Annotated in this window: 23 protein-coding genes; 8 read left to right on the forward strand and 15 right to left on the reverse strand. The window is 60.3% G+C overall.

Translation table 11 applies throughout. The features are described from left to right. Positions 1-5: 5 nt before the first annotated feature. Entirely contained in the window at positions 6-176 is a 171-nt protein-coding gene (locus ACA054_RS31555) for a rubredoxin (protein ID WP_007995385.1), read from the reverse strand. A 200-nt stretch (positions 177-376) separates the two neighbouring features. Between ACA054_RS31555 and ACA054_RS31560 the strand changes: the two genes are divergently transcribed. After that, positions 377-940: a chorismate--pyruvate lyase family protein gene (locus ACA054_RS31560; protein ID WP_497687593.1), complete on the forward strand. Its 564-nt coding sequence runs from the start codon at positions 377-379 to the stop codon at positions 938-940. Then, complete coding sequence (ubiA, locus tag ACA054_RS31565) at positions 940-1830, forward strand: 4-hydroxybenzoate octaprenyltransferase (protein WP_497687594.1); 891 nt, start codon at positions 940-942, stop codon at positions 1828-1830. Before ACA054_RS31560 ends, ubiA begins: the two co-directional genes overlap by 1 nt. Before the next feature lie 48 nt (positions 1831-1878). Here ubiA and ACA054_RS31570 read toward each other — a convergent pair whose 3' ends face one another. Then, positions 1879-2265, reverse strand: a complete 387-nt coding sequence (locus ACA054_RS31570; protein ID WP_497687595.1) for a COG4315 family predicted lipoprotein — start codon at positions 2263-2265, stop codon at positions 1879-1881. Positions 2266-2417: 152 nt separating this feature from the next. Between ACA054_RS31570 and phoB the strand changes: the two genes are divergently transcribed. The 3 genes from phoB to ACA054_RS31585 all read left to right on the forward strand — a co-directional run bounded on the left by phoB (position 2418) and on the right by ACA054_RS31585 (position 5940). Next, positions 2418-3107, forward strand: a complete 690-nt coding sequence (gene phoB / locus ACA054_RS31575; RefSeq protein ID WP_008064504.1) for a phosphate regulon transcriptional regulator PhoB — start codon at positions 2418-2420, stop codon at positions 3105-3107. 81 nt (positions 3108-3188) lie between these two features. Beyond that, positions 3189-4475, forward strand: a complete 1287-nt coding sequence (gene phoR, locus ACA054_RS31580; RefSeq protein ID WP_497690400.1) for a phosphate regulon sensor histidine kinase PhoR — start codon at positions 3189-3191, stop codon at positions 4473-4475. A gap of 124 nt (positions 4476-4599) precedes the next feature. After that, positions 4600-5940, forward strand: coding sequence for a hemolysin family protein (locus ACA054_RS31585; RefSeq protein ID WP_497687596.1), 1341 nt, complete (start codon positions 4600-4602; stop codon positions 5938-5940). Between the two features lie 114 nt (positions 5941-6054). On the opposite strand, the gene ACA054_RS31590 is transcribed toward ACA054_RS31585, so the two are convergent. The 8 genes from ACA054_RS31590 to ACA054_RS31625 form a co-directional block, all read right to left on the reverse strand. After that, entirely contained in the window at positions 6055-6951 is an 897-nt protein-coding gene (locus ACA054_RS31590) for a peptidoglycan DD-metalloendopeptidase family protein (RefSeq protein ID WP_497687597.1), read from the reverse strand. A 194-nt stretch (positions 6952-7145) separates the two neighbouring features. Further along, entirely contained in the window at positions 7146-8039 is an 894-nt protein-coding gene (locus tag ACA054_RS31595; RefSeq protein ID WP_497687598.1) for a response regulator, read from the reverse strand. A 169-nt stretch (positions 8040-8208) separates the two neighbouring features. After that, positions 8209-8970, reverse strand: a complete 762-nt coding sequence (gene phoU, locus ACA054_RS31600; RefSeq protein WP_008064514.1) for a phosphate signaling complex protein PhoU — start codon at positions 8968-8970, stop codon at positions 8209-8211. A 121-nt stretch (positions 8971-9091) separates the two neighbouring features. Continuing rightward, on the reverse strand, positions 9092-9925 hold the full coding sequence (pstB, locus tag ACA054_RS31605; protein WP_046044998.1) for a phosphate ABC transporter ATP-binding protein PstB: 834 nt from the start codon (positions 9923-9925) through the stop codon (positions 9092-9094). A 159-nt stretch (positions 9926-10084) separates the two neighbouring features. Next, complete coding sequence (gene pstA / locus ACA054_RS31610) at positions 10085-11755, reverse strand: phosphate ABC transporter permease PstA (protein WP_497687599.1); 1671 nt, start codon at positions 11753-11755, stop codon at positions 10085-10087. A gap of 15 nt (positions 11756-11770) precedes the next feature. Further along, positions 11771-14053, reverse strand: a complete 2283-nt coding sequence (locus tag ACA054_RS31615) for an ABC transporter permease subunit (protein WP_497687600.1) — start codon at positions 14051-14053, stop codon at positions 11771-11773. A 298-nt stretch (positions 14054-14351) separates the two neighbouring features. Further along, positions 14352-15353, reverse strand: coding sequence for a phosphate ABC transporter substrate-binding protein PstS family protein (locus ACA054_RS31620; protein ID WP_497637233.1), 1002 nt, complete (start codon positions 15351-15353; stop codon positions 14352-14354). Between the two features lie 151 nt (positions 15354-15504). Then, positions 15505-16803: an MFS transporter gene (locus ACA054_RS31625; RefSeq protein ID WP_497687601.1), complete on the reverse strand. Its 1299-nt coding sequence runs from the start codon at positions 16801-16803 to the stop codon at positions 15505-15507. A 360-nt stretch (positions 16804-17163) separates the two neighbouring features. Here ACA054_RS31625 and ACA054_RS31630 point away from each other — a divergent pair, with 360 nt between their 5' ends. Continuing rightward, the gene (locus ACA054_RS31630) at positions 17164-17568 is read left to right on the forward strand and encodes an acyl-CoA thioesterase (protein WP_497687602.1); all 405 of its coding nucleotides are present in this window, start codon (positions 17164-17166) and stop codon (positions 17566-17568) included. A gap of 73 nt (positions 17569-17641) precedes the next feature. Beyond that, a complete protein-coding gene (locus tag ACA054_RS31635) occupies positions 17642-18541 on the forward strand; it encodes a D-hexose-6-phosphate mutarotase (RefSeq protein ID WP_497687603.1) in 900 nt (299 codons plus the stop codon). Positions 18542-18659: 118 nt separating this feature from the next. Here ACA054_RS31635 and ACA054_RS31640 read toward each other — a convergent pair whose 3' ends face one another. From ACA054_RS31640 to ACA054_RS31660, 5 genes are all read right to left on the reverse strand, one after another. Then, complete coding sequence (locus ACA054_RS31640) at positions 18660-19196, reverse strand: DUF3299 domain-containing protein (protein WP_497687604.1); 537 nt, start codon at positions 19194-19196, stop codon at positions 18660-18662. A gap of 83 nt (positions 19197-19279) precedes the next feature. Further along, positions 19280-19525, reverse strand: a complete 246-nt coding sequence (locus ACA054_RS31645; protein WP_497687605.1) for a GlsB/YeaQ/YmgE family stress response membrane protein — start codon at positions 19523-19525, stop codon at positions 19280-19282. Positions 19526-19631: 106 nt separating this feature from the next. Continuing rightward, a complete protein-coding gene (locus ACA054_RS31650; protein WP_497687606.1) occupies positions 19632-20714 on the reverse strand; it encodes a 5-(carboxyamino)imidazole ribonucleotide synthase in 1083 nt (360 codons plus the stop codon). Positions 20715-20725: 11 nt separating this feature from the next. Beyond that, on the reverse strand, positions 20726-21217 hold the full coding sequence (gene purE / locus ACA054_RS31655; RefSeq protein WP_103395969.1) for a 5-(carboxyamino)imidazole ribonucleotide mutase: 492 nt from the start codon (positions 21215-21217) through the stop codon (positions 20726-20728). Between the two features lie 306 nt (positions 21218-21523). Beyond that, complete coding sequence (locus tag ACA054_RS31660) at positions 21524-22441, reverse strand: LysR substrate-binding domain-containing protein (RefSeq protein WP_497687607.1); 918 nt, start codon at positions 22439-22441, stop codon at positions 21524-21526. Positions 22442-22621: 180 nt separating this feature from the next. Between ACA054_RS31660 and aspA the strand changes: the two genes are divergently transcribed. Then, complete coding sequence (aspA, locus tag ACA054_RS31665) at positions 22622-24046, forward strand: aspartate ammonia-lyase (protein WP_497687608.1); 1425 nt, start codon at positions 22622-22624, stop codon at positions 24044-24046. Positions 24047-24244 lie beyond the last annotated feature (198 nt).

Here is a 24244-nt window from a genome sequence, read left to right on the forward strand (position 1 = left end):
GTTATTCAGGCGGCGATTTCGATCATTTCGAAATCCATTTTGCCCACACCGCAGTCCGGGCACAGCCAGTCTGCCGGGACGTCTTCCCAACGGGTGCCCGGCGCAATGCCGTCATCGGGCCAACCGTCGGCTTCGTTATAGATCAGGCCGCAGACGATACATTGCCACTTTTTCATTCAGGTATTTCCTCGGGATTCAGGCTATTGCCGGCGCGGACGGTCGATGGTTACTGCGCTGCCATCCAGCTCAAAGCGCTTTTTACTGATGGGGCCCGACAGATGCAAGCCTGTTCGGCGCAATGGGTGGCCGGATCAATCAAAATCCGTGGCTGACATGGTAAGCTCGCGGCCTCCTTTGCTGCCAATAATGACTCATTGTGCAACACTCAGAATCCCCCGGCTTGCCCCCAACCTGGCTCCTTCAATGCCAACTGACGCCTCTCCCAGATACTTCTATCCTCGACTGGTTGTTCGATAATGGCTCACTGACCAGGCGTCTCATTCATCTGACGAATGATGCGTTTAGCGTCACGCCGTTGTTCGAAGGCTGGCAGACCTTACGCCCGGATGAGTGCGCCGCGCTCGACCTGGCCGAAGGCAGTGAAGGCTGGGTGCGCGAGGTGTATTTGCGTGGTCACGGTCAAGCCCTGGTGTTTGCCCGCAGCGTCGCGGCACGCAGTGCGCTGCAGGGTGACGGCTTGCACATGGACGAGTTGGGCAGCCGCTCCCTGGGCGAGTTGCTGTTTTGCGATCACGCCTTCCAGCGCCGGGCCATCGAGGTTTGTCACTATCCCCAAGCGTGGCTGCCGGCGGAAGTGCGAGCGCCTGAGCTGTGGGGCCGTCGCTCGCGCTTCGACCGTGGCGCCTTGAGTGTACTGGTGGCCGAGATTTTCCTGCCGACCCTGTGGAGCGCCGCCCGCGCCCATCCGGAGAAATGCTGATGTACCAGAGTCTGCTCAAGTCCTTGAACCGCTTGAATCCTCGGGCATGGGACTTCATTCAATTGACGCGCATGGACAAGCCGATCGGCATTTACCTGCTGCTGTGGCCGACGCTGTGGGCGCTGTGGATTGCCGGCAAGGGCTCGCCATCGCTGGCCAACATCGTGATTTTCGTGCTTGGCGTGGTGCTGACCCGCGCGGGCGGCTGCGTGATCAATGACTGGGCGGACCGCAAGGTCGACGGCCACGTGAAACGCACCGAACAGCGACCGCTGGTGAGCGGCAAGATCAGTTCCAGGGAAGCCCTGGTGTTCTTTGCCCTGCTGATGGGCGTGAGTTTCCTGTTGGTGCTGTGCACCAATGCCACCACCATCTGGTTGTCCCTCGGCGGCCTGGCGTTGGCCTTCAGCTACCCCTTCATGAAGCGCTACACCTATTACCCACAGGTGGTGCTGGGTGCGGCGTTTTCCTGGGGGATGCCGATGGCATTCACCGCCGAAACCGGTGAACTGCCAGCAGCGGCGTGGCTGCTGTATATCGCCAACCTGATGTGGACGGTGGCCTACGACACCTATTACGCGATGACTGACCGCGACGATGACTTGAAGATCGGCGTGAAATCCACGGCGATCCTGTTTGGCGAGGCCGACCGGGTGATCATCCTGACCCTGCAAGGGTTGGCGCTGGGCTGCCTGCTGCTTGCCGGGTCGAAATTCGAGCTCGGCGGCTGGTTCCATCTCGGTCTGGCGGTGGCGGCGGGTTGTTTTGCCTGGGAGTTCTGGTACACCCGTGGCAAGGACCGTATGCGCTGTTTCAAGGCGTTTTTGCACAATCACTGGGCCGGGTTGGCGATTTTTGTCGGGATTGTGCTGGATTACGGGTTGCGTTGATCGAAATCTGCCCCGGTATCCGGGGCAGATTTGCGGTTACGTAAACCGTTACTTCTGCGACTCGTGCATGACGTGCCAGACGTCCTTCATTTTGTCGCCCTTCATGTCTCCGGGCTTTTCATCCTTCACAAACGTATACAGCGGCTTGCCATCGTAGGCGTATTGACTCGTGCCGTCATCGCGCTTGATGACGCTCCACTTGCCCGTAGCCGCGGCACCCGCCGGCGCCATCATCGGTGGCCAGTTTTTCGCGCACTCGTCATTACACACCGACTTGCCGCCAGAGTCCTTGTCGAACGTGTACAGGGTCATGCCCTTATGGTCGACCATCATGCCGTCTTTCATCATCGCCGGGTCGGCGGCGAAGGCCATGGTCGGCAGCGTTAGCGCAGCAGTTACCAGCAAAGCCTTCCAGGATTGAGCAATGTGTTTCATGGAAACCTTCCGTTTGTGGTTGTCAGGATTCGGACTTAGAGCTTAGTCCAGGTTCATGACAATCGCCGGGCGACTAAAATACTGTCACACGACTGCAATAATTCCGTTATCTAATGCGGCGCAAGACAGTTAAATGACAAGAGGATTAAGGCATGGTTGGCAGGAGCATTCTGATCGTCGACGACGAAGCGCCCATTCGCGAAATGATCGCCGTTGCGTTGGAAATGGCCGGCTATGACTGCCTGGAGGCGGAGAACTCCCAGCAGGCCCACGCCATTATCGTCGACCGCAAACCGGACCTGATCCTGCTCGACTGGATGCTGCCCGGCACGTCCGGCATCGAGCTGGCCCGCCGCCTCAAGCGCGACGAGCTGACCGGGGATATCCCGATCATCATGCTCACCGCCAAGGGCGAAGAGGACAACAAGATCCAGGGCCTGGAAGTTGGCGCCGATGACTACATCACCAAGCCCTTTTCCCCGCGTGAGCTGGTCGCACGCCTCAAAGCCGTACTTCGCCGTGCCGGCCCTTCCGATGGCGAAGCGCCGATCGAAGTCGGCGGTCTGCTGCTGGACCCGATTGGCCACCGCGTGACCATCGACGGCAAACCGGCGGAAATGGGGCCGACCGAATACCGTCTGCTGCAGTTCTTCATGACCCACCAGGAACGTGCCTACACCCGTGGCCAGTTGCTGGATCAGGTCTGGGGCGGCAATGTGTATGTCGAGGAGCGTACCGTGGATGTGCACATCCGCCGCCTGCGCAAAGCCCTCGGCGATGCCTACGAAAACCTGGTACAAACCGTGCGCGGCACCGGTTACCGCTTTTCCACAAAAGCCTGACCCGGATTTCCCCCGTTTTAGAAGTAGACAAGGACGCGCTTTCAAGTGAACCAAAACTGGCATGGCACCCTGATTCGCCACATGCTGCTGCTGGTCACCGCCTGCCTGGTGATCGGCCTGATCACCGGCTACTACGGCTGGAGCCTCGCCGTGGGACTTGGCGTTTACCTGGCATGGACCCTCAAGCAACTGCTGCGCCTGCACGAATGGCTGCGCCTGCACAAACCCGATGAGGCGCCACCCGATGGCTACGGCCTGTGGGGCGAAGTGTTCGATAACATCTATCATCTGCAACGTCGCGACCAACGCGTTCGCGGGCGCCTGCAAGCCGTCATCGACCGGGTCCAGGAGTCCACCGCCGCATTGAAAGACGCGGTGGTCATGCTCGACAGCGACGGCAACCTGGAATGGTGGAACCGCGCCGCCGAAACCCTGCTGGGCCTCAAGACGCCGCAGGACAGCGGCCAGCCGGTGACCAACCTGGTACGCCATCCGCGCTTCAAGGAATACTTCGAGCAGGACAGCTACGCCGAACCGCTGGAAATCCCTTCGCCGACCAACGATCGGATGCGCATCCAGCTGTACATCACCCGATACGGCAACAATGAGCACCTGATGCTGGTACGCGACGTGACGCGAATCCATCAGCTGGAGCAGATGCGCAAAGACTTCATCGCCAACGTCTCCCACGAGCTGCGCACGCCGCTGACGGTGATCTGTGGCTATCTGGAAACCCTGCTCGACAACGTCGAGGAAGTGAACCCGCGCTGGACCCGCGCCCTGCAGCAAATGCAGCAGCAGGGCGGGCGCATGCAAACCTTGCTCAACGACCTGCTGTTGCTGGCCAAACTGGAAGCCACCGATTACCCGTCGGACAACCAACCGGTGGCCATCGACGGCTTGCTGCAATCGATCAAGGGTGACGCCCAGCAGCTGTCGGGCCAGAAGAATCAGAGCATCACCCTGGAAGCCGATCCGACGATCCTGCTCAAGGGCAGTGAAGCGGAATTGCGCAGCGCGTTTTCCAACCTGGTGTTCAACGCGGTGAAATACACCCAGGCCGAAGGCAACATCCGCATTCGCTGGTGGGGTGATGAGCAAGGCGCGCACCTGAGCGTGCAGGACTCCGGGATCGGCATCGACAGCAAACACCTGCCGCGCCTGACCGAACGCTTCTACCGCGTCGACTCCAGCCGCAATTCCAACACCGGCGGCACCGGGCTGGGCCTGGCGATCGTCAAACACGTGCTGTTGCGCCACCGCGCGCGGATGGAAATCAGCAGCGTGCCGGGTCACGGCAGCACCTTCACCTGCCATTTCGCCCCCGCCCAGGTCAGCAAATCCCGGGTCATCAGCACCGCCGACTGATACCGGCCAGCACGCGCCACTAGGCAATTGCCCAGTCAGCCGCTACATTGGCTGACTTGTGCCTGCACTTCAGGCGCACATTTTTCCTTTCCATTCGAATACACGGAACCCGCAAAACTCCATCATGGACCCTTCCCCTGGCTTGACCCTCGCAACAATATTCGCCGACTTCGGCATGATTCTTTTCGCTCTGATCCTGGTTTTGCTCAACGGCTTTTTCGTTGCGGCGGAATTTGCCATGGTCAAATTGCGCTCGACCCGGGTCGAAGCCATCGCTGAACAACACGGCTGGCGCGGGCACATCCTGCGCACTGTGCACAGTCAGCTCGATGCCTACCTGTCGGCGTGCCAATTGGGTATCACCCTCGCCTCCCTCGGCCTGGGCTGGGTCGGTGAGCCGGCATTCGCGCATATTCTCGAGCCGGTGCTGGAAACGGTCGGCGTACAGTCGGCGGAAGTGGTCAAGGGCGTGTCGTTCTTCACCGCGTTTTTCATCATTTCGTACCTGCACATCGTGGTCGGCGAGCTCGCCCCGAAATCCTGGGCCATCCGCAAACCCGAACTGCTGTCGCTGTGGACCGCCGTGCCGCTGTACCTGTTCTACTGGGCCATGTACCCGGCCATTTACCTGCTCAACGCCAGCGCCAACCAAATCCTGCGCATCGCCGGTCAAGGCGAACCCGGCCCGCATCACGAGCACCATTACAGCCGCGAAGAACTGAAACTGATCCTGCACTCAAGCCGTGGCCAGGACCCGAGCGACCAGGGCATGCGCGTACTGGCCTCGGCCGTGGAAATGGGCGAACTGGAAGTGGTCGACTGGGCCAACTCCCGCGAAGACCTGGTGACCCTGGAATTCAATGCACCGCTCAAGGAAATCCTGGCGATGTTCCGTCGCCACAAGTTCAGCCGCTATCCGGTGTACGACAGCGAGCGCCAGGAGTTCGTCGGCCTGCTGCACATCAAGGACCTGTTGCTTGAGCTGGCGGCCCTGGACCACATTCCCGAGTCGTTCAACCTGGCCGAGCTGACCCGCCCGCTGGAGCGCGTGTCGCGGCACATGCCGTTGTCGCAGTTGCTGGAGCAGTTCCGCAAGGGCGGCTCGCACTTCGCCGTGGTCGAAGAGGCCGACGGCAACATCATCGGCTACCTGACCATGGAAGACGTGCTGGAAGTGCTGGTGGGCGATATCCAGGACGAACACCGCAAGGCCGAGCGCGGCATCCTCGCCTATCAGCCAGGCAAGCTGCTGGTACGGGGCGATACGCCTCTGTTCAAGGTCGAGCGGCTGCTGGGCATCGACCTGGACCACGTTGAAGCCGAAACCCTCGCAGGTTTGGTCTACGAAAGCCTCAAGCGCGTTCCTGAAGAGGAAGAAGTGCTGGAAGTGGAAGGCCTGCGCATCATCATCAAGAAGATGAAAGGGCCGAAGATTGTGCTGGCCAAGGTGTTGATGCTCGATTGATGCGCTGATCCAGACCCGAGTCGATCCCTTCGCGAGCAGGCTCGCTCCCACATTGGAATGCACTCTACATGTGGGAGCGAGCCTGCTCGCGAAAGCGTCAGATCAGGCAACACCTCACTGTTTGCCCAACGCAAAGTTAGGCAACGCATTCACCGGCTGATTGAACTGGTACGGAATCGACACCAGCCCCATCCCGGTATTGCGCTGCACCACGAAGTGCAGGTGTGGCCCGCTGCTGTTGCCGGTATTGCCCGATAGCGCCAGGGCACTGCCTACCGCCACCCTTTGCCCTTCGCGAACGCTGACCGAGCCCTGTTTCAGGTGCAGGTACACGCCCATGGTCCCATCATCGTGCAGCACCCGCACAAAATTACCCGACGCGTCGGTGCCACGCCCGCTCTGACTGTTTTCAGTTTTAATCACAACCCCGCCTCGCGCGGCAATGATCGGTGTTCCTTCGGGCATGGCGATGTCTATCGCGTAACGGTTCTTCGGTCCGAAATGGCTATATTGGCCATCGGCGCCCTGACTGACCCGAAACGGCCCGCCACGCCAGGGCAACGGGTAGCGATAGGCCATGGAGGCGCCTGCGGGGTCGCCCAGGGAATATTCGAATTTGGGGATGTAGGCAATCGGACTCCCGGCCCGGATCGCCGTGAGCTGCGCCAGACGAATGCTGCTGCGCAATGGCATCACCCGGCGAATCGGTCGACTCGGCGCGCCGCTGACGTTCTTCAACCCGGCGAAACTCAACTCGATCTCTACCGGCGCATACAGGTCATTGCGCACGTACACGCTGTCCACGCCGTCCTTCTTCGTGATGACGAGGTACACCTGCCGCTCAAGACGCTCGTCCATGCGATCCTGGAAAGTGAACACCTTGGAGCCTGTCGTGGGGCGGTCACTGTAGGAGACCACGCCATTGGCGTCGGTGGACTTGTAGATGGTCATGGCCATGGCCGAAGTAGTGGCTATGAACAGACCACAGAAAAACAGCAGGCGCGCGAGCATGGGCGGAGTTCTGTCGAGTCAGGCTTGGGATTGAGCCTAGCAGTCGCTATGGACCTGTGTAGTCGGCAGATGTTCAGACAGATGTGCGGTGATTTCGAAGGCCCCATCGCGAGCAAGCTCGCTCCCACAGGGTCAGTGCAAATCCTGTGGGAGCGAGCTTGCTCGCGATGGCGGCCTGGCAGGCAAACCTGTAATTACGCGCCAGGAATGAAATGCTTCTGCGCGGTACCACGGGCAATCAGGCGGGAGATGTAGTCCAGTTTTTGCGCGTCCTGATCGACGAAGCGGAAGGTCAGCTGCAGCCAGTCGCTGTCGGGCTTTGGCTCGTGGGCCACCACGGCGTGCAGGTAGCCATTGAGGCGGGCCACTTCGGCACTGTCGCCCTGCTCCAGGTCCAGTACGGCGCTGTCGAGAACCTGCGGCAGGCTGTCGGTACGCTTGACCACCAGCAGGGCTTCCTTGAGGCTCAGCGCCTTGATCACGCACTGCTGGATGCCATTGGGCAGCCGCAGTTGACCCTGACCCCGCCCGCCGCCGGCAGCAGTCACCGGAGCCTTGACCGGCGGGTTGTTGAGCAAGCCTGGGGTCGGTGCAGCGGCCGCTGGAGCGCTCACGGCAGGCTTGGCGCCGGTCAACGCGTTCAGGGTGTCATTACCGAATGCCGAGATCGTTTTGGTCGCGGCTACGCTCATCAAGCTGTCGAGTTTGCCGACCTTGTGCAGCGCCTGCTTGACCTTGGTGATCAGTTGCTCATTGGTGAACGGTTTGCTGACGTAGCCGGAAACCCCGGCCTGGATCGCCTGGACCACGTTCTCCTTGTCGCCGCGGCTGGTCACCATCACGAATGGCATGCCTTTGAGGCTGTCTTGTTCGCGGCACCAGGTCAGCAGTTCCAGGCCGGACATTTCCGGCATTTCCCAGTCGCACAGCACTAGGTCGAATGCCTCCCTTGCCAGCAACGACTGGGCCTTGCGGCCATTGACCGCGTCTTCGATGCGCATGCCCGGGAAATAGTTGCGCAGGCATTTCTTCACCAGGTCACGAATGAACGAGGCATCGTCCACGACCAACACACTGACCTTACTCATCCATAACCCCTTTAAAAAATCCCGGCAAGCATACCGTCTTGATGATGGCACATTGCCAAAAACCTTCAGTCACGCCGGGACTTTTCGTTCGCGGGGTGCTGCTTTTCGAATTCGTGAACCACAAACGAAAACGCCCGGCCAATAGGCCGGGCGCTTTACTTGGGCAATCTTACTTATCGTCAGATTTGCCCGGAACATTAGCGGTTTCGCCGCTGGTTCCTTCAACTTCTTCCTTCATGCGCTTGAGACCCAAGTGACGTACGTCAGTGCCGCGCACCAGGTAAATCACCAGCTCCGAGATATTGCGCGCGTGGTCGCCGATTCGCTCCAGCGAACGCAGCACCCAGATGATGCTCAAGACCCGCGAGATAGAGCGCGGGTCTTCCATCATGTAGGTCGCCAGCTCGCGCAAGGCGGTCTTGTACTCGCGGTCGATGATCTTGTCGTACTGAGCCACCGACAACGCCAGGTCGGCGTCGAAACGGGCGAAGGCATCCAGTGCATCACGGACCATGTTGCGCACCTGGTCGCCGATGTGGCGCACCTCGACGTAACCGCGCGGCGCTTCACCTTCTTCGCACAACTGGATGGCGCGACGGGCAATCTTGGTCGCTTCGTCACCGATGCGCTCCAGGTCGATCACCGATTTGGAAATGCTGATGATCAGGCGCAAATCGGACGCCGCCGGCTGACGACGGGCCAGAATGCGCAGGCATTCTTCGTCGATGTTGCGTTCCATCTGATTGATCTGGTCGTCGATCTCACGAACCTGCTGGGCCAGGCCGGAATCGGCCTCGATCAGCGCGGTGACCGCGTCGTTGACCTGCTTTTCCACCAGCCCGCCCATGGCCAGGAGGTGGCTGCGCACTTCCTCGAGCTCAGCGTTGAATTGCGCGGAAATGTGGTGGGTAAGGCCTTCTTTACTAATCATCTGTTTCGCTCCGCGAAAGTTGCAAGCTTCAAGCTGCAAGCTTCAAGCAGTTATGTATAAGTCCTGAAATCGCACCGCTTCTATCTTGCCGCTTGCAGCTTGTAGCTTGCGGCTGCCTCAACTAGCCATAACGACCGGTGATGTAGTCTTCGGTCTGCTTCTTCGCCGGATTAGTGAACAGGGTATCGGTGTCGCCGAACTCCACCAGTTTGCCCATGTACATAAACGCCGTGTAGTCGGAAACCCGCGCGGCCTGTTGCATGTTGTGGGTCACGATGACGATGGTGAACTTCGATTTCAATTCGTAGATCAACTCTTCGACTTTCAGCGTCGAGATCGGGTCGAGTGCCGAGCACGGTTCGTCGAGCAGCAGTACTTCCGGTTCCACGGCGATGGTGCGGGCGATGACCAGTCGTTGTTGCTGACCACCGGACAGGCCCAGTGCCGACTCGTGCAGACGGTCCTTGACTTCATCCCACAGTGCCGCGCCTTTCAATGCCCACTCAACGGCTTCGTCCAGTACACGCTTCTTGTTGATGCCCTGGATGCGCAGGCCGTAAACCACATTTTCGTAGATGGTTTTCGGGAACGGGTTCGGCTTCTGGAACACCATGCCGACGCGACGACGCAGCTCGGCCACGTCTTCGCCCTTACGGTAGATGTTGTTGCCGTACAGGTTGATCTCGCCTTCGACGCGGCAACCGTCCACCAGATCGTTCATGCGGTTGAAGGTACGCAGCAGCGTGGACTTGCCGCAGCCGGACGGGCCGATGAAGGCCGTCACGCGCTGTTTCGGGATGTTCATGCTGACGTCGTACAGCGCTTGTTTGTCGCCGTAGAACAGGCTCAGGCCTGGCACTTCGATGGCCACGGTTTCCTGCTCGAGGCTCAGGCTCTGTTTGTCGCGACCCAAGGCCGACATGTTGATGCCGTGGGTATGTGCTTCGTGCTGCATGGGAGGCTCCCTGTGCTAACAAATTCGGTTCGGTTGCCGCTGGCCTCACAAAATGGGCCAGTGGTGTTGCCGTTTTCCCGTAGGAGCCAGGCTTGCCGGCGAAGGCGATCTCAAGGACGCCTTCGCCGGCAAGCCTGGCTCCTACAGGGAGCGGCGTGATTAGCTATCCAGCGCCTTGTATTTCTCGCGCAGGTGGTTACGGATATAAACGGCCGACAGGTTCAACGTGGCGATCACCAGCACCAGCAGCAGCGCCGTGGCGTACACCAGCGGCCGCGCGGCTTCGACGTTCGGGCTCTGGAAGCCGACGTCATAAATGTGGAAGCCCAGGTGCATGATCTTCTGGTCCAGGTGCAGGTACGGGTAGTTACCATCCACCGGCAGCGACGGCGCCAGCTTCACCACACCCACCAGCATCAGCGGCGCCACTTCACCGGCGGCGCGGGCCACGGCGAGGATCATGCCGGTCATCATGGCCGGGCTGGCCATTGGAATAACGATCTTCCAGAGAGTCTCGGCCTTTGTTGCACCAAGGGCCAGCGAGCCTTCACGCACGGTGCGCGGGATACGCGCCAGACCTTCCTCGGTCGCCACGATCACCACCGGCACCGCGAGCAGCGCCAGCGTCAGCGAAGCCCAAAGCAGACCCGGTGTACCGAAGGTCGGGGCCGGCAGCGCTTCCGGGAAGAACAAGCGGTCGACCGAACCGCCCAGTACGTAGACAAAGAAGCCCAGACCGAACACGCCGTAGACGATCGCCGGAACGCCCGCCAGGTTGTTCACCGCGATCCGGATGATCCGGGTCAGGGTGTTCTGCTTGGCATATTCACGCAGGTATACCGCCGCGAGCACGCCGAACGGGGTGACGATCATCGCCATGATCAGGGTCATCATCACGGTGCCGAAGATCGCCGGGAAGATCCCGCCTTCGGTGTTCGCTTCACGCGGGTCGTCGGACAGGAATTCCCAGATCTTGCTGAAATAGAAACCGATCTTGGTGAAGGTGCCCATGGCGTTCGGCTGGTAGGCGTGAACCACTTTACCGAGACCAATTTCGATTTCTTTGCCGTTGGCATCGCGGGCAGTGAGGCTATCGCGGTTGAACTGCGCGTGCAGATCACCCAGGCGTGCTTCAACGTCCTGATAACGGGCATTGAGTTCGGCGCGCTCGGATTCCATGTCCGCTTGCGCGGCCGGGTCGAGCTTGCCTTCCAGTTCCAGTTTGCGGCCATGCAGACGGATGCGTTCGAGACCGGCGTTGATTGCGCCAATGTCGGACTTTTCCAGGGACTTGAGCTGAGCAGCGAGCTGATTCACACGGTTGATCCGCGCTTGCAGCTCGGGCCATGCAGCCTCGCCTTCGGCGATGACCTTGCCGTCCTGTTTGACGTTGACCAGGTAGCCGTAGAAATTGCCCCACTCGCGACGCTCGATCGCCATCAGCTCCGGCGGCGTCTTCTGGTTAGTCAGCCACTCGCCGACGATCCAGGTGAAGTCGTTGCCGTTCAAGTCACGGTTGCCGACCTTGATCAGCTCGCGGGTCATGAATTCCGGACCTTCATCAGGCACCGGCAGGCCAGCGCTCTTCAAACGCGCACGCGGCACTTCTTCCTTCTGCACCACTTCGCCGATGACCAGGTGATTGGCCTGGCCCGGCACGTCGTAGCTGGCGTGCACCAGGTCCGCCGGCCAGAAGTGACCCAGACCGCGCACGGCAATCACTGCCAGCAGGCCAATGGTCATGATGACCGCGATGGACACCGCGCCACCGCTGATCCAGACGCCGGGGGCGCCGCTCTTGAACCATCCTTTCAGGGAGTTCTGTTTCACAGACTTCTACCTTTCTTAAAGCGACGAGTATTTCTTGCGCAGACGCTGACGAATCAGTTCCGCGAGGGTGTTCATGACAAAGGTGAACAACAGCAACACCAGCGCCGAGAGGAACAGCACGCGGTAGTGGCTGCCGCCGACTTCCGACTCCGGCATTTCCACCGCGACGTTGGCAGCCAGGGTGCGCAGGCCTTCGAACAGGTTCATTTCCATGACCGGGGTGTTACCGGTGGCCATCAACACGATCATGGTTTCGCCGACCGCTCGGCCCATGCCGATCATCAGCGCCGAGAAGATGCCCGGGCTGGCGGTGAGGATCACCACGCGGGTCATGGTCTGCCACGGCGTGGCTCCGAGGGCCAGGGAACCCAGGGTCAGGCCCCGCGGTACGCTGAACACGGCGTCTTCGGCAATGGAGTAGATGTTCGGGATTACCGCGAAGCCCATGGCCAGGCCGACCACCAGTGCGTTGCGCTGGTCGTAGGTGATGCCCAGGTCGTGGGAGATCCACATGCGCATGTCACCGCCGAAGAACCAGTTCTCCATGAACGGGCTCATGTACAGCGACAGCCAGCCAATGAACAGGATCACTGGAATCAGCAGGGCACTTTCCCAGCCGTCAGGGACTTTCAGGCGGATCGATTCCGGCAGGCGGCTGAAGGTAAAACCGGCGACCAGGATGCCGATCGGCAGCAGCATCAGCAGGCTGAAGATGCCCGGCAAATGCCCTTCGACATAAGGTGCGAGGAACAGGCCGGCGAAGAAACCGAGGATCACCGTCGGCATCGCTTCCATCAACTCGATCACCGGCTTGACCTTGCGGCGCATGCCCGGGGCCATGAAGTACGCGGTGTAGATCGCCGCGGCGACGGCCAGGGGAGCGGCCAGCAGCATGGCGTAGAACGCGGCTTTCAGGGTACCGAAGGTCAGCGGCGACAGGCTCAGTTTCGGTTCGAAGTCGGTGTTGGCCGCGGTCGATTGCCAGACGTATTTAGGCTCGTCGTAGTTTTCGTACCAGACCTTGCTCCACAACGCGCTCCACGACACTTCCGGGTGCGGGTTGTCCAGCAGCAACGGTTGCAGCTTGCCGCCGGCTTCGACGATCACGCGGTTGGCCCGAGGCGACAGACCGAACAGGCCCTGGCCTTCGACCACCTGATCGACCAGCAAGGTGCGGTGCGCGGTGCTGTGGAATACGCCGAGCTTGCCGGACGCATCCAGCGCGAGGAAGCCCTTGCGCCGCTCTTCGGCAGTGATTTCAACGATAGGCGTGGTGCCCATCTGGAAGGTGCGGATCTGCTTCAGGCGCTGCTCGCCATCCGGGTCGCGGGCCATGAACCACTGGGCCAGGCCACCTTTTGAGTCACCGAGGATCAGCGAGATGCCACCCACCAGTTGCGTACTGGCAGTGATTTGCGCTTCGCCATCTTCCAGTAGTTTGTAGCGACCGTTGAGGCTCTTGTCGCGCAGGCTGAACACGTCGGCCTGGGCACGACCGTTAATCACGTACAACCACTGCTGGCGCGGATCGACGAAGATGTTCTTCACCGGCTCGTTCATTTGCGGCAGGTCGATGCGCTTCTGCTCGTTGGTGATTTCGCCGGTCATCATGTTTTCTTCGCTGGTCAGCGACAAAACATTGAGTTGCGATCCGGTGGCACCCACCAGCATCAGGGTCGAATCGTTGGCGTTGAGGCTGACGTGTTCCAGGACACCGCCGGCTTCATTCAACGCGATTGGCGTTTCGCCGTACGGATACTCGATGGCCGGCGTAATGGATTTCTTGCCATCCGGGTAGCTGACTTTGTAGGTGTGACGGAACACCAGTGCCTGACCATTGGACAAGCCCACCGCCACCAGCGGTTGACCTGGCTGGTCTTCACCGATGGAAGTCACGGTGGTACCGGCCGGGACCGGCAGATCGACGCGCTTGAGTTCGGCGCCACTGTCGATATCGAAAAACAGCGCCTGGCCCTTGTCGGAAACCCGCATGGCGACCTGGTTCTGCTCTTCCAGGGAAATCATCAACGGCTTGCCGGCGTCTTGCATCCAGGCCGGCGTGATGGCGTCCTGGGACGTCAGGCTGGCACCCTGGAACAGGGGTGCTACGACGTAGGCGAGGAAGAAAAAGATCAGCGTGATCGCACCGAGAACGGCGAGGCCGCCCACGAGGACGTACCAGCGGGTCAGGCGATCCTTGAGCGCGCGGATGCGGCGCTTGCGTTGTAGCTCAGGCGTATTGAAATCAATTCGCTTGGGGGGATTTGTAGTCATTGTGGAATTGGCCAGATCATTCATTCGCACACCCTAGCGATCCTGTATGACAGAAAGATGACAGTGCAGTGACGCAACAAATCCGCCGCCAGCGGGAACTGGCAGTGGATCGAGAATTTGGGGGGTGTGGGAACGCGATTCTGTGGCGAGGGGATTTATCCCCGTTGGGCTGCGAAGCAGCCCTAAAACCTGTGATCACGACTTCTCAGATACATCGCATTCACCGGCTTTGCGACTGCTTCGCAGCCGAACGGGGATAAATCCCCTCACCACACAAGCCACGCTCCCACAAAGGTCCGGGGCGTGCCCCGGACCTAGGGTTTTACTTTTTTACGACTTCGGTACCGCCTTCTTGCAGACCCAGGTCAGCCAGTGCTTTTGCAGCAACCTTGGCTGGCAACGGGATGTAGCCGTCTTTCACCACGACTTCCTGACCCTGTTTGGACAGAATCAGCTTCACGAACTCGGCTTCCAGCGGGGCCAGAGGCTTGTTCGGGGCTTTGTTGACGTATACGTACAGGAAGCGCGACAGCGGGTACTTGCCGTTCAGGGCGTTTTCTTCGGTGTCTTCGATGAATTCACTGCTGCCTTTCTTGGCCAGTGCCACAGTCTTCACGCTAGCGGTCTTGTAGCCGATGCCCGAATAACCGACGCCGTTCAGCGAGGAGCTGATCGACTGCACGACCGAAGCCGAACCTGGTTGTTCGTTGACGTTTGGCTTGTAGTCGCCTTTGCACAGGGCTTCTTCCTTGAAGTAGCCGTAGGTGCCGGATACCGAGTTACGACCGAACAGTTGTACCGGCTTGTTGGCCAGGTCGCCGGTCACACCCAGGTCGCCCCAGGTTTTCACGTCGGTTTTAGCGCCGCACAGACGAGTGGACGAGAAGATCGCGTCGACTTGTTCCATGGTCAGGTGCTGAATCGGGTTGTCTTTGTGTACGAAGACAGCCAGGGCGTCCACGGCAACCGGGATAGCGGTTGGCTTGTAGCCATATTTGGTTTCGAAGGCTTGCAGCTCGGTGTCCTTCATCTTGCGGCTCATCGGGCCCAGGTTAGCGGTGCCTTCAGTGAGCGCAGGTGGCGCGGTAGAAGAACCGGCAGCCTGAATCTGGATGTTGACGTTCGGGTATTCTTTTTTGTAGTTCTCAGCCCACAGGGTCATGAGGTTGGCCAGGGTATCGGAGCCGACGCTGGACAGGTTGCCCGACACACCAGTGATCTTGGTGTAGCTCGGGATAGCAGGGTCAACAGCGGCAACCGCGTTGGCAGTCGCAACGCCAGCAGCGACAAAAGTCATTGCCGCCATCAAACGCTTCAGTTTCATGCCTTACTCCTAGCAGATAGGTGTGTTATTCGGGGCCAAGTATCAGCAGGCCGTGTGAACACTCTATGGCTGAAATATGACAATTAGATGAAAGGCCAGTATTTGGCGACAGATCGTTCCCACGCTCTGCGTGGGAGCGATCGGCGGTGACTTAGCGACCCTTCTTCCAGAGATACGCCCCCACCAGAATGCCCACCACACACAGCACCGCCACATAATAGGCCGGCCCCAGCGGACTTTCCTTGAGCAGCAGGCTGACAATCATCGGCGTCAGGCCACCGAAAATCGCGTAGGCCACGTTGTACGAGAACGACAGGCCGCTGAAACGCACCACCGGCGGGAACGCCTTGACCATCACGTACGGTACCGCACCGATGGTGCCCACCAGCAGACCGGTCAGGGCGTACAGCGGGAACAACCAGTCGGGATGGTCGGCCAGGCTGTGATAGAAGGTCCAGGAGCTGGCCAGCAACGCCGTGCAACCGACAACGAACACGCGCCCCGCGCCAAAGCGATCCGCCAAGGCACCGGCAATGATGCAGCCAATGCTCAGGAACACGATTGCCACACTGTTGGACTGCAGCGCGGTGGTTGGCGCGAAGTGGTAGACCGTCTGCAGCACGGTCGGGGTCATCAGGATCAACACCACGATGGCGGCGGACAACAGCCAGGTCAGCAGCATCGAAATGGCAATCGCGCCACGATGGTCACGCAGCACCGCACGCAACGGCACTTCTTCGGCCAGGGCCTTGCGCTGTTGCAGTTCGGCGAACACCGGGGTTTCGTGCAGCCAGCGACGCAGGTACACCGAGAACAGACCAAACACGCCGCCCAACAGGAACGGGATCCGCCAAGCGTAATCCGCCACTTCCACCGGCGTGTAAAGGCTGTTGATCGCCGTGGCGACCAGAGAACCCAGCAAGATCCCCGCCGTCAGACCGCTGGTCAGGGTGCCGCAGGCATAGCCGACATACCGCTGCGGTACGTGTTCAGAAACGAAGACCCAGGCACCCGGCACCTCACCACCAATCGCCGCGCCCTGGATCACCCGCATCAGCAGCAACAGGATCGGCGCCCACATGCCGATCTGCGCATAGGTCGGCAACAGGCCCATGATCAGGGTCGGCACCGCCATCATGAAGATGCTCAGGGTGAACATTTTCTTGCGCCCCAGCAGGTCGCCGAAGTGCGCCATCACGATGCCGCCCAGTGGCCGCGCCAGGTAGCCGGCGGCGAAAATGCCAAAGGTCTGCATCAGGCGCAGCCACTCGGGCATGTCCGCCGGGAAGAACAGCTTGCCCACCACGGTCGCGAAGAACACGAAGATGATGAAATCGTAGAACTCCAGCGCGCCGCCCAGGGCCGACAGCGATAGCGTCTTGTAATCGTTGCGGGTCAACGGACGTGCGGATTGGGAAGGCTGCGCGATACTCGAGGGCGCTGTGGTCATGGCAAGGGCTTCTCTTATAGTCAGGTCTGCCGCCCCAACAACGCTGGCAAGGGCTCGGGCAGGACCGGCACGATAGCAAATTGTTCGAAAAAGCACATAGAGGCGCGTATTTGATGGTCAAAATGAGAACCGGACGGTCGTATCGGAGTCTACCGACCGATATACTCGCAACTGTGCGATAGCTTGCAAGGGTTGCTGTGCGAAAACGCCTCAGGTCCACAGGCGATTTCGCAGAGTTTCCCTTTAGGCGCCTGACGAAAAACGTGACGAACGCAGTATGTTCGGGGATGGATCGTTTTTCCAAGACGGCTATTTACCCGCTACACAAACGAAGAGTCACGGGTCAGAGGCACCCCCGGCATGATAGAGCTCGAACAAGAAGATCCGATCCCACAAGGCGACCTGGCCCTGCAAATCACTGCGCTTCCTCGCGAAACCAACGGCTTTGGCGATATTTTCGGCGGCTGGCTGGTGGCGCAGATGGACTTGGCCGGTACTGCGATGGCCAGCAAGGTGGCTGGCGGTCGCGTGGCCACTGTCGCGATCGACCGCATTGCATTCCTGGTTCCGGTCGCAGTGGGCGCTCAGCTCTCCTTCTATACCCAGGCACTGGAAATCGGCCGCAGCTCGATCCAGATGATGGTCGAGGTCTGGAGCGACGATCCCCTGTCCAGCGAATGGCGCAAAGTCACTGAAGCGGTGTTTGTGTTCGTCGCCATCGATGGCAGCGGCCGTACTCGTTCGGTTCCGCCCAGAGCACGTTAAAACCGGGCGGCGTTAAACCCGATAAGCGTTTTGCGGTCCATTGCAGTCACCGTTACTGATCGAGAGCTGTCCCATGAGCACGCCCAACGTTGAAGCCGTCAAACTGGATGAACTGAACTGCTGGCGCATCCGCCACGGTCAGGCCGAATTGCTGGTGGCCCAGCAAGGTGCGCACATCCTCAGCTATCAATTGGCTGGCCAGCCACCGCTGATCTGGCTCAACGACGAGGCCGTCTTCAAGGCGGGCAAAAGCATCCGCGCCGGTGTGCCGGTGTGCTGGCCGTGGTTCGGCAACCTGGCGCGTAACCCGCAGAGCGTTCAGGCGATGCGCATCAGCAACGAACCCGCCGCCGCTCATGGGTTGGTGCGGGCGATCGACTGGGAATTGGGCGGCATCGAGGCCGAGGGCGAAAGCCTGAAGATCGAGTTCCTTCTGCCCAGCCCCGAAGGCGGCTTGCCAGGCTGGCCGCACAAGGTCGACCTGAAGTTGAGCATTCGCCTGGACGAGCAGCTGCATATCAGCCTGACCAGTCACAACCAGGGCACCGACACCGTCACGATCAGCCAGGCGCTGCACAGCTATTTCGCGGTCAGCGATGCGCGTAATGTGCATGTCGAAGGGCTGGACGGCCTGAGCTATATCGAGACGCTGGACGACTGGAAAACCGTGACCCAGTCCGGTGACTTGCGCTTTACCGGCGAAACCGATCGCATCTACCTCGATACGCCGAGCCGGCTGAGCATTGTCGACCCGGCCTGGGAACGGCGCATCGAGCTGACCAGTACCGGTTCACGTTCGGCCGTGATCTGGAACCCGTGGACCGAGCGCGCCGCGGCGTTCAGCGACATGGCCGACGATGGCTGGCAGCGCATGCTGTGCATCGAGACGGCGAATGTGATGGGTGATGTGGTGACGTTGGCGTCGGGTGCAAGCCATACCCTGGGCGTGAGCATCGCCAGCAAAACGCTCTAAGCAACACCAAGAACCAATGTGGAAGCGAGCTTGCTCGCGAAGAGGCCACAACATCCAACATCCATGTTGACTGTTATGCCGCCTTCGCGAGCAGGCTCGCTCCCACAGTTCTGTGCTTTTACAAATCCGACTCCTGCACCACCCTCACCTTCGCCGCATCCAGCGCATACGCTGCATCTGCCAGGTCATTGCTGACCTTCTCGACCTTCAGCGTGCCGGTCACCCACAGCGGCGTGTAGATGTCATCCAGCTTCAAGCCCTTGGGATAACGCACCAGCACCAGTTGATTGGGTGGCGGCGGCGGTACGTGGATGCAGGCGCCCGGGTATGGCACCAGGAAAAACAGCGTGCTGCGACCCTTGGCGTCGGACTCCAGCGGTACCGGATAACCACCTAGACGGATGTCCTTGTCGTTCATCGACGCTACGGTCTTGGTCGAATACATCACCGCAGGCAAACCCTTGCTCTGCTTCATGCCACCTTTCTCAGTGAAGGTGCCATTGGCTTCCGGGGAGTCGTGGTCGATTTCGGGCATGGCCTCGAGGGCTTTTTGGTCCGACTTGGGCATCAGTTCGAGCCAGTCGGTTTCCGGCAGCTCGCCGGCATGGGCAAGGCCCGTACTCAGTAAAACAAGAGTCAGCAGAAGACGGCGCATGAAAATGCTCGGTAAGGATAAGGAAATCGCCGGGCATTCTAGTCCTCCCGGGGCGCGCAGCCGAGAGGACTTTGTCGCTTGAATCAGTTCTTTCTGATCAAGCCGTAGATCACCAGCAAGATGACGGCGCCCACCAGTGCCCCGATGAAGCCTGCGCCCTCACCCGCCTGATAGAAGCCCAGGGCCTGGCCGCCATAAGTGGCCGCCAGCGAACCGGCGATACCGAGCAGGATGGTCATGATCCAGCCCATGCTGTCATCGCCCGGTTTAAGGAACCGCGCCAGCAGGCCGACGATCAAGCCGATAAAGATGGTTCCGATAATTCCCATGGCATTTCCCTCTGAATGGACAGTTATGCGAAAGCCTAGTCAGACTTTCGCATCCTGCCATGAGAGAACCGCGGTCCCTGAATGGTTCCGCCGCTGCCAGATGAAACTATTCGGCGATGAGCGCTTCGACCTTGAGGATCTGCGCGGCCAGTGTCTCGCGGTCTGCACAGCGCAGGTTGGCGTGACCGACCTTGCGACCGACCTTGAACGCCTTGCCATAGTGGTGCAAATGGCAATCGGCGATGGCCAGGACTTTGTCGGTCTCCGGCACTTTACCGATGAAGTTCAGCATCGCGCTTTCGCCGACCTTGGCGGTCGAACCCAGCGGCAGACCGGCGACCGCCCGCAGGTGGTTTTCGAACTGGCTGCACTCGGCGCCTTCGGTGGTCCAATGACCGGAATTGTGCACGCGCGGGGCAATTTCGTTGGCCTTCAGGCCGCCGTCGACTTCAAAGAACTCGAACGCCATTACACCAACATAATTCAGCTGCTTGAGCACCCGGCTGGAGTAATCCTCGGCCAAGGCTTGCAACGGATGATCGGTGCTGGCCACGGACAGCTTGAGGATGCCGCTGTCGTGGGTGTTGTGTACCAGCGGATAGAACTTTGTTTCGCCATCGCGAGCACGTACGGCGATCAGCGAGACTTCGCCGGTGAAGGGTACGAAGCCTTCCAGCAGGCAAGCCACACTGCCCAGCTCGGCGAAAGTGCCAACGACGTCTTCAGGTGTGCGCAGGACTTTCTGGCCCTTGCCGTCGTAACCCAGGGTGCGGGTTTTCAGCACGGCGGGCAGACCGATGGAAGCCACGGCGGCGTCCAGATCGGCTTGCGACTGAATGTCGGCGAACGCCGGGGTTGGAATCCCCAGGTCCTTGAACATGCTCTTTTCGAACCAGCGATCGCGAGCAATGCGCAAGGCTTCGGCGCTCGGGTAAACCGGCACGAACTGCGACAGGAACGCCACGGTTTCCGCCGGGACGCTCTCGAACTCGAAGGTCACCAGATCGACTTCATCGGCCAGCTGACGCAGGTGATCCTGATCGCCGTAATCGGCCCGCAGGTGTTCGCCCAACGCGGCGGCGCAAGCGTCCGGCGCCGGGTCGAGGAAAGCGAAGTTCATGCCCAGCGGAGTGCCCGCCAGCGCCAACATGCGACCCAACTGGCCGCCACCGATTACACCGATCTTCATCGTCAACAACCTCAGGCGATGCGTGGGTCTGGATTTTCCAGGACGCTGTCTGTCTGCTCAGCACGGAAGGTTTTCAGCACCGTGTGGAACTGCGGGTGCTTGGCGCCCAGGATACTCGCCGACAGCAGGGCTGCGTTGATCGCACCGGCCTTGCCGATGGCCAGGGTGGCGACCGGAATGCCTGCTGGCATCTGTACGATCGAGAGCAGCGAATCGACGCCCGAGAGCATCGCCGACTGCACCGGCACGCCCAGCACCGGCAGATGGGTCTTGGCCGCACACATGCCAGGCAAGTGGGCTGCGCCACCGGCACCGGCAATGATCACCTCGATGCCACGCGCCTCGGCTTCTTCAGCGTACTGGAACAGCAGGTCCGGGGTGCGGTGGGCAGAGACCACTTTCACCTCGTAAGGGATGCCGAGCTTTTCCAGCATATCGGCGGTGTGGCTAAGGGTGGACCAATCGGACTTGGAGCCCATGATCACGCCAACCAATGCACTCATCGTCGTGCCTCTTCTCTCTGGGCGCCCGCAGGCGCATCAAAAAACAACAAGCCACGCATTGTGCGTGGCTTGATTGTACGAATTATGGCCAGGCGAACCGGCCGAAGGCCGCGCAGTATACCTCAATGAAGCAGATAAACAGCCCCCGAAACGACCATCTGTCATGCGGCGCAAAGTGCCGGTTTTATTGACCGCAAGGTCAATCAAATCCACCCCCCATTCCCTGTAGGAGCCGGCTTGCTGGCGATCCCGGCGACGCGGTGTTTCAGGCAGACCGCGTCGCCTGGATCGCCAGCAAGCCGGCTCCTACAGTCCCGTGGGCGTTTGGGCAGCGCCACCTTCAAGTTTGCGCCACAGCAATCGCACGTTAGCTTTGCGCACCAACGCGCATCGGTACAGACGAATCTCCAACGGCACATGCCATTGCGGACCGCCACAGACCACCAACTCACCGCGCGCCAATTCGGCGCGCACGCTCAGTTGCGGCACCCAGGCAATCCCCAGCCCTTCCAGCGCCATGCTTTTGAGGCTGTCGGCCATGGCGGTTTCATACACAGTGGTAAAGCGCAGCGCGCGCTGGCGCAACAATCCATTGACCGAGCGCCCGAGAAACGCACCCGCGCTGTACGCCAGCAACGGCACGCTGGCCTCGCCTTCCAGATCGAACAGGGGGTTGCCCTGCTCATCTGCCGCACACACCGGGAGCATTTCGGTATGCCCGAGGTGCAAGGAAGGAAAGATTTCCGGGTCCATCTGCATGGCCGCATCCGGGTCATAGAACGCCAGCATCAAGTCACAACCGCCCTCGCGCAATGCATGCACGGCGTCGCCAACGTTGGTCGCCACCAACCGTGTAGCGATGTTCAAGCCTTCATTGCGCAGTTGCGCGATCCAGCGCGGAAAAAATCCCAGCGCCAGTGAGTGCGCCGCCGCAACTTGCATCACTTCGCCCTGCCCGCCTTCCAGATGATGCAGGTGTCGCAGCACTTCACCGAGCTGTTCGACCACGGTGCGCGCGGTGACCAGAAACAGCTGGCCCGCCGCCGTCAGCTCGACCGGCGTGCGCGAGCGGTTTACCAGGGTCAATCCCAGCGCGGCTTCGAGGCTGCGGATTCGGCGGCTAAAGGCCGGTTGAGTCACAAAGCGGCGTTCCGCTGCCTGGGAGAAGCTGCGGGTGGCGGCCAGGGCGCTGAAGTCCTCCAGCCATTTACTTTCCAGGTTCATCACGTCCTCCCGGACACGCACCAAATTAGGTCGCACGCTCGCCATCAACACGGCGTCACATGGGCATTATGCCGAATGTGCATAGGCCAGTGTTTAACAGCATTGGCCGAAAATTCTCCACAAGCCTAGCATTTGCAGTGTTCCGGCACAGCCCGGGTCCATATCGAGATGATTTCTATCATGTCCTCCGCTGCATCATTCCGCACAGAAAAAGACCTGCTTGGCGTACTCGAAGTACCGGCTCAAGCGTATTACGGCATCCAGACCCTGCGAGCGGTGAACAACTTCCGTCTCTCCGGCGTTCCGATTTCGCATTACCCGAAGCTCGTTGTCGGCCTGGCCATGGTCAAACAAGCTGCCGCTGACGCCAACCGCGAGCTGGGTCACCTCAGTGAAGCCAAGCACGCTGCCATCAGCGAAGCCTGTGCCCGTCTGATCCGCGGCGATTTCCACGAAGAATTCGTGGTGGACATGATTCAAGGCGGCGCTGGCACTTCGACCAACATGAATGCCAACGAAGTCATCGCCAACATCGCGCTGGAGGCCATGGGTCACCAGAAGGGCGAATACCAGTACCTGCACCCGAACAACGACGTGAACATGGCGCAGTCGACCAACGACGCCTACCCGACGGCGATTCGCCTGGGTCTGCTGTTGGGTCACGATGCGCTGCTGGCCAGCCTCGACAGCCTGATCCAGTCGTTCGCCGCCAAAGGTGAAGAGTTCAACCACGTTTTGAAGATGGGCCGTACCCAGCTGCAAGACGCCGTTCCGATGACCCTCGGCCAGGAATTCCGCGCCTTCGCCACTACCTTGGGCGAAGACCTGGCGCGCTTGAAAACGTTGGCACCTGAGCTGCTGACCGAAGTGAACCTGGGCGGTACCGCGATCGGCACCGGCATCAACGCCGACCCGCGTTACCAGCACCTGGCCGTTCAGCGCCTGGCCACTATCAGCGGTCACCCGCTGGTACCGGCGGCCGACCTGATCGAAGCCACCTCCGACATGGGCGCCTTCGTGCTGTTCTCCGGCATGCTCAAGCGCACCGCGGTCAAGCTGTCGAAGATCTGCAACGACCTGCGCCTGCTGTCCAGCGGCCCACGCACCGGCATCAACGAAATCAACCTGCCGGCGCGTCAGCCAGGCAGCTCGATCATGCCAGGCAAGGTCAACCCGGTAATCCCGGAAGCCGTTAACCAGGTCGCGTTCCAGATCATCGGCAACGACCTGGCCTTGACCATCGCGGCCGAAGGCGGCCAGCTGCAACTGAACGTGATGGAGCCGCTGATCGCCTTCAAGATCTTCGACTCGATCCGCCTGCTGCAACGCGCCATGGACATGCTGCGCGAGCATTGCATCACCGGCATCACCGCCAACGAAGAACGCTGCCGTGAACTGGTCGAGCATTCGATCGGCCTGGTCACCGCGCTGAACCCGTACATCGGCTACGAAAACGCCACCCGCATCGCCCGCATCGCCCTCGAAAGCGGCCGAGGCGTGCTGGAACTGGTGCGCGAAGAAGGCTTGCTCGACGAAGAAATGCTCGCCGACATCCTGCGCCCGGAAAACATGATTGCTCCGCGTCTGGTTCCGCTTAAAGCCTGAGCCGACGCGTTACCTGTAGCACCGCTCACCAGGTCGAGGGACTAGACACCTCTCACCTTTTGAGGGCTTGGAGATCACTCTCCAGGCCCTTTTTTTTACAAGCGAAAAGATCGCAGGCTGCGATCTTTTGATCTTGCAGCATCCTCGATTCACCGCATGCACCACAATCGTGCAGACGGACGGTACTGTCATCGGTAT

The sequence above is a fragment of the Pseudomonas sp. LBUM1653 genome, assembly GCF_059716115.1.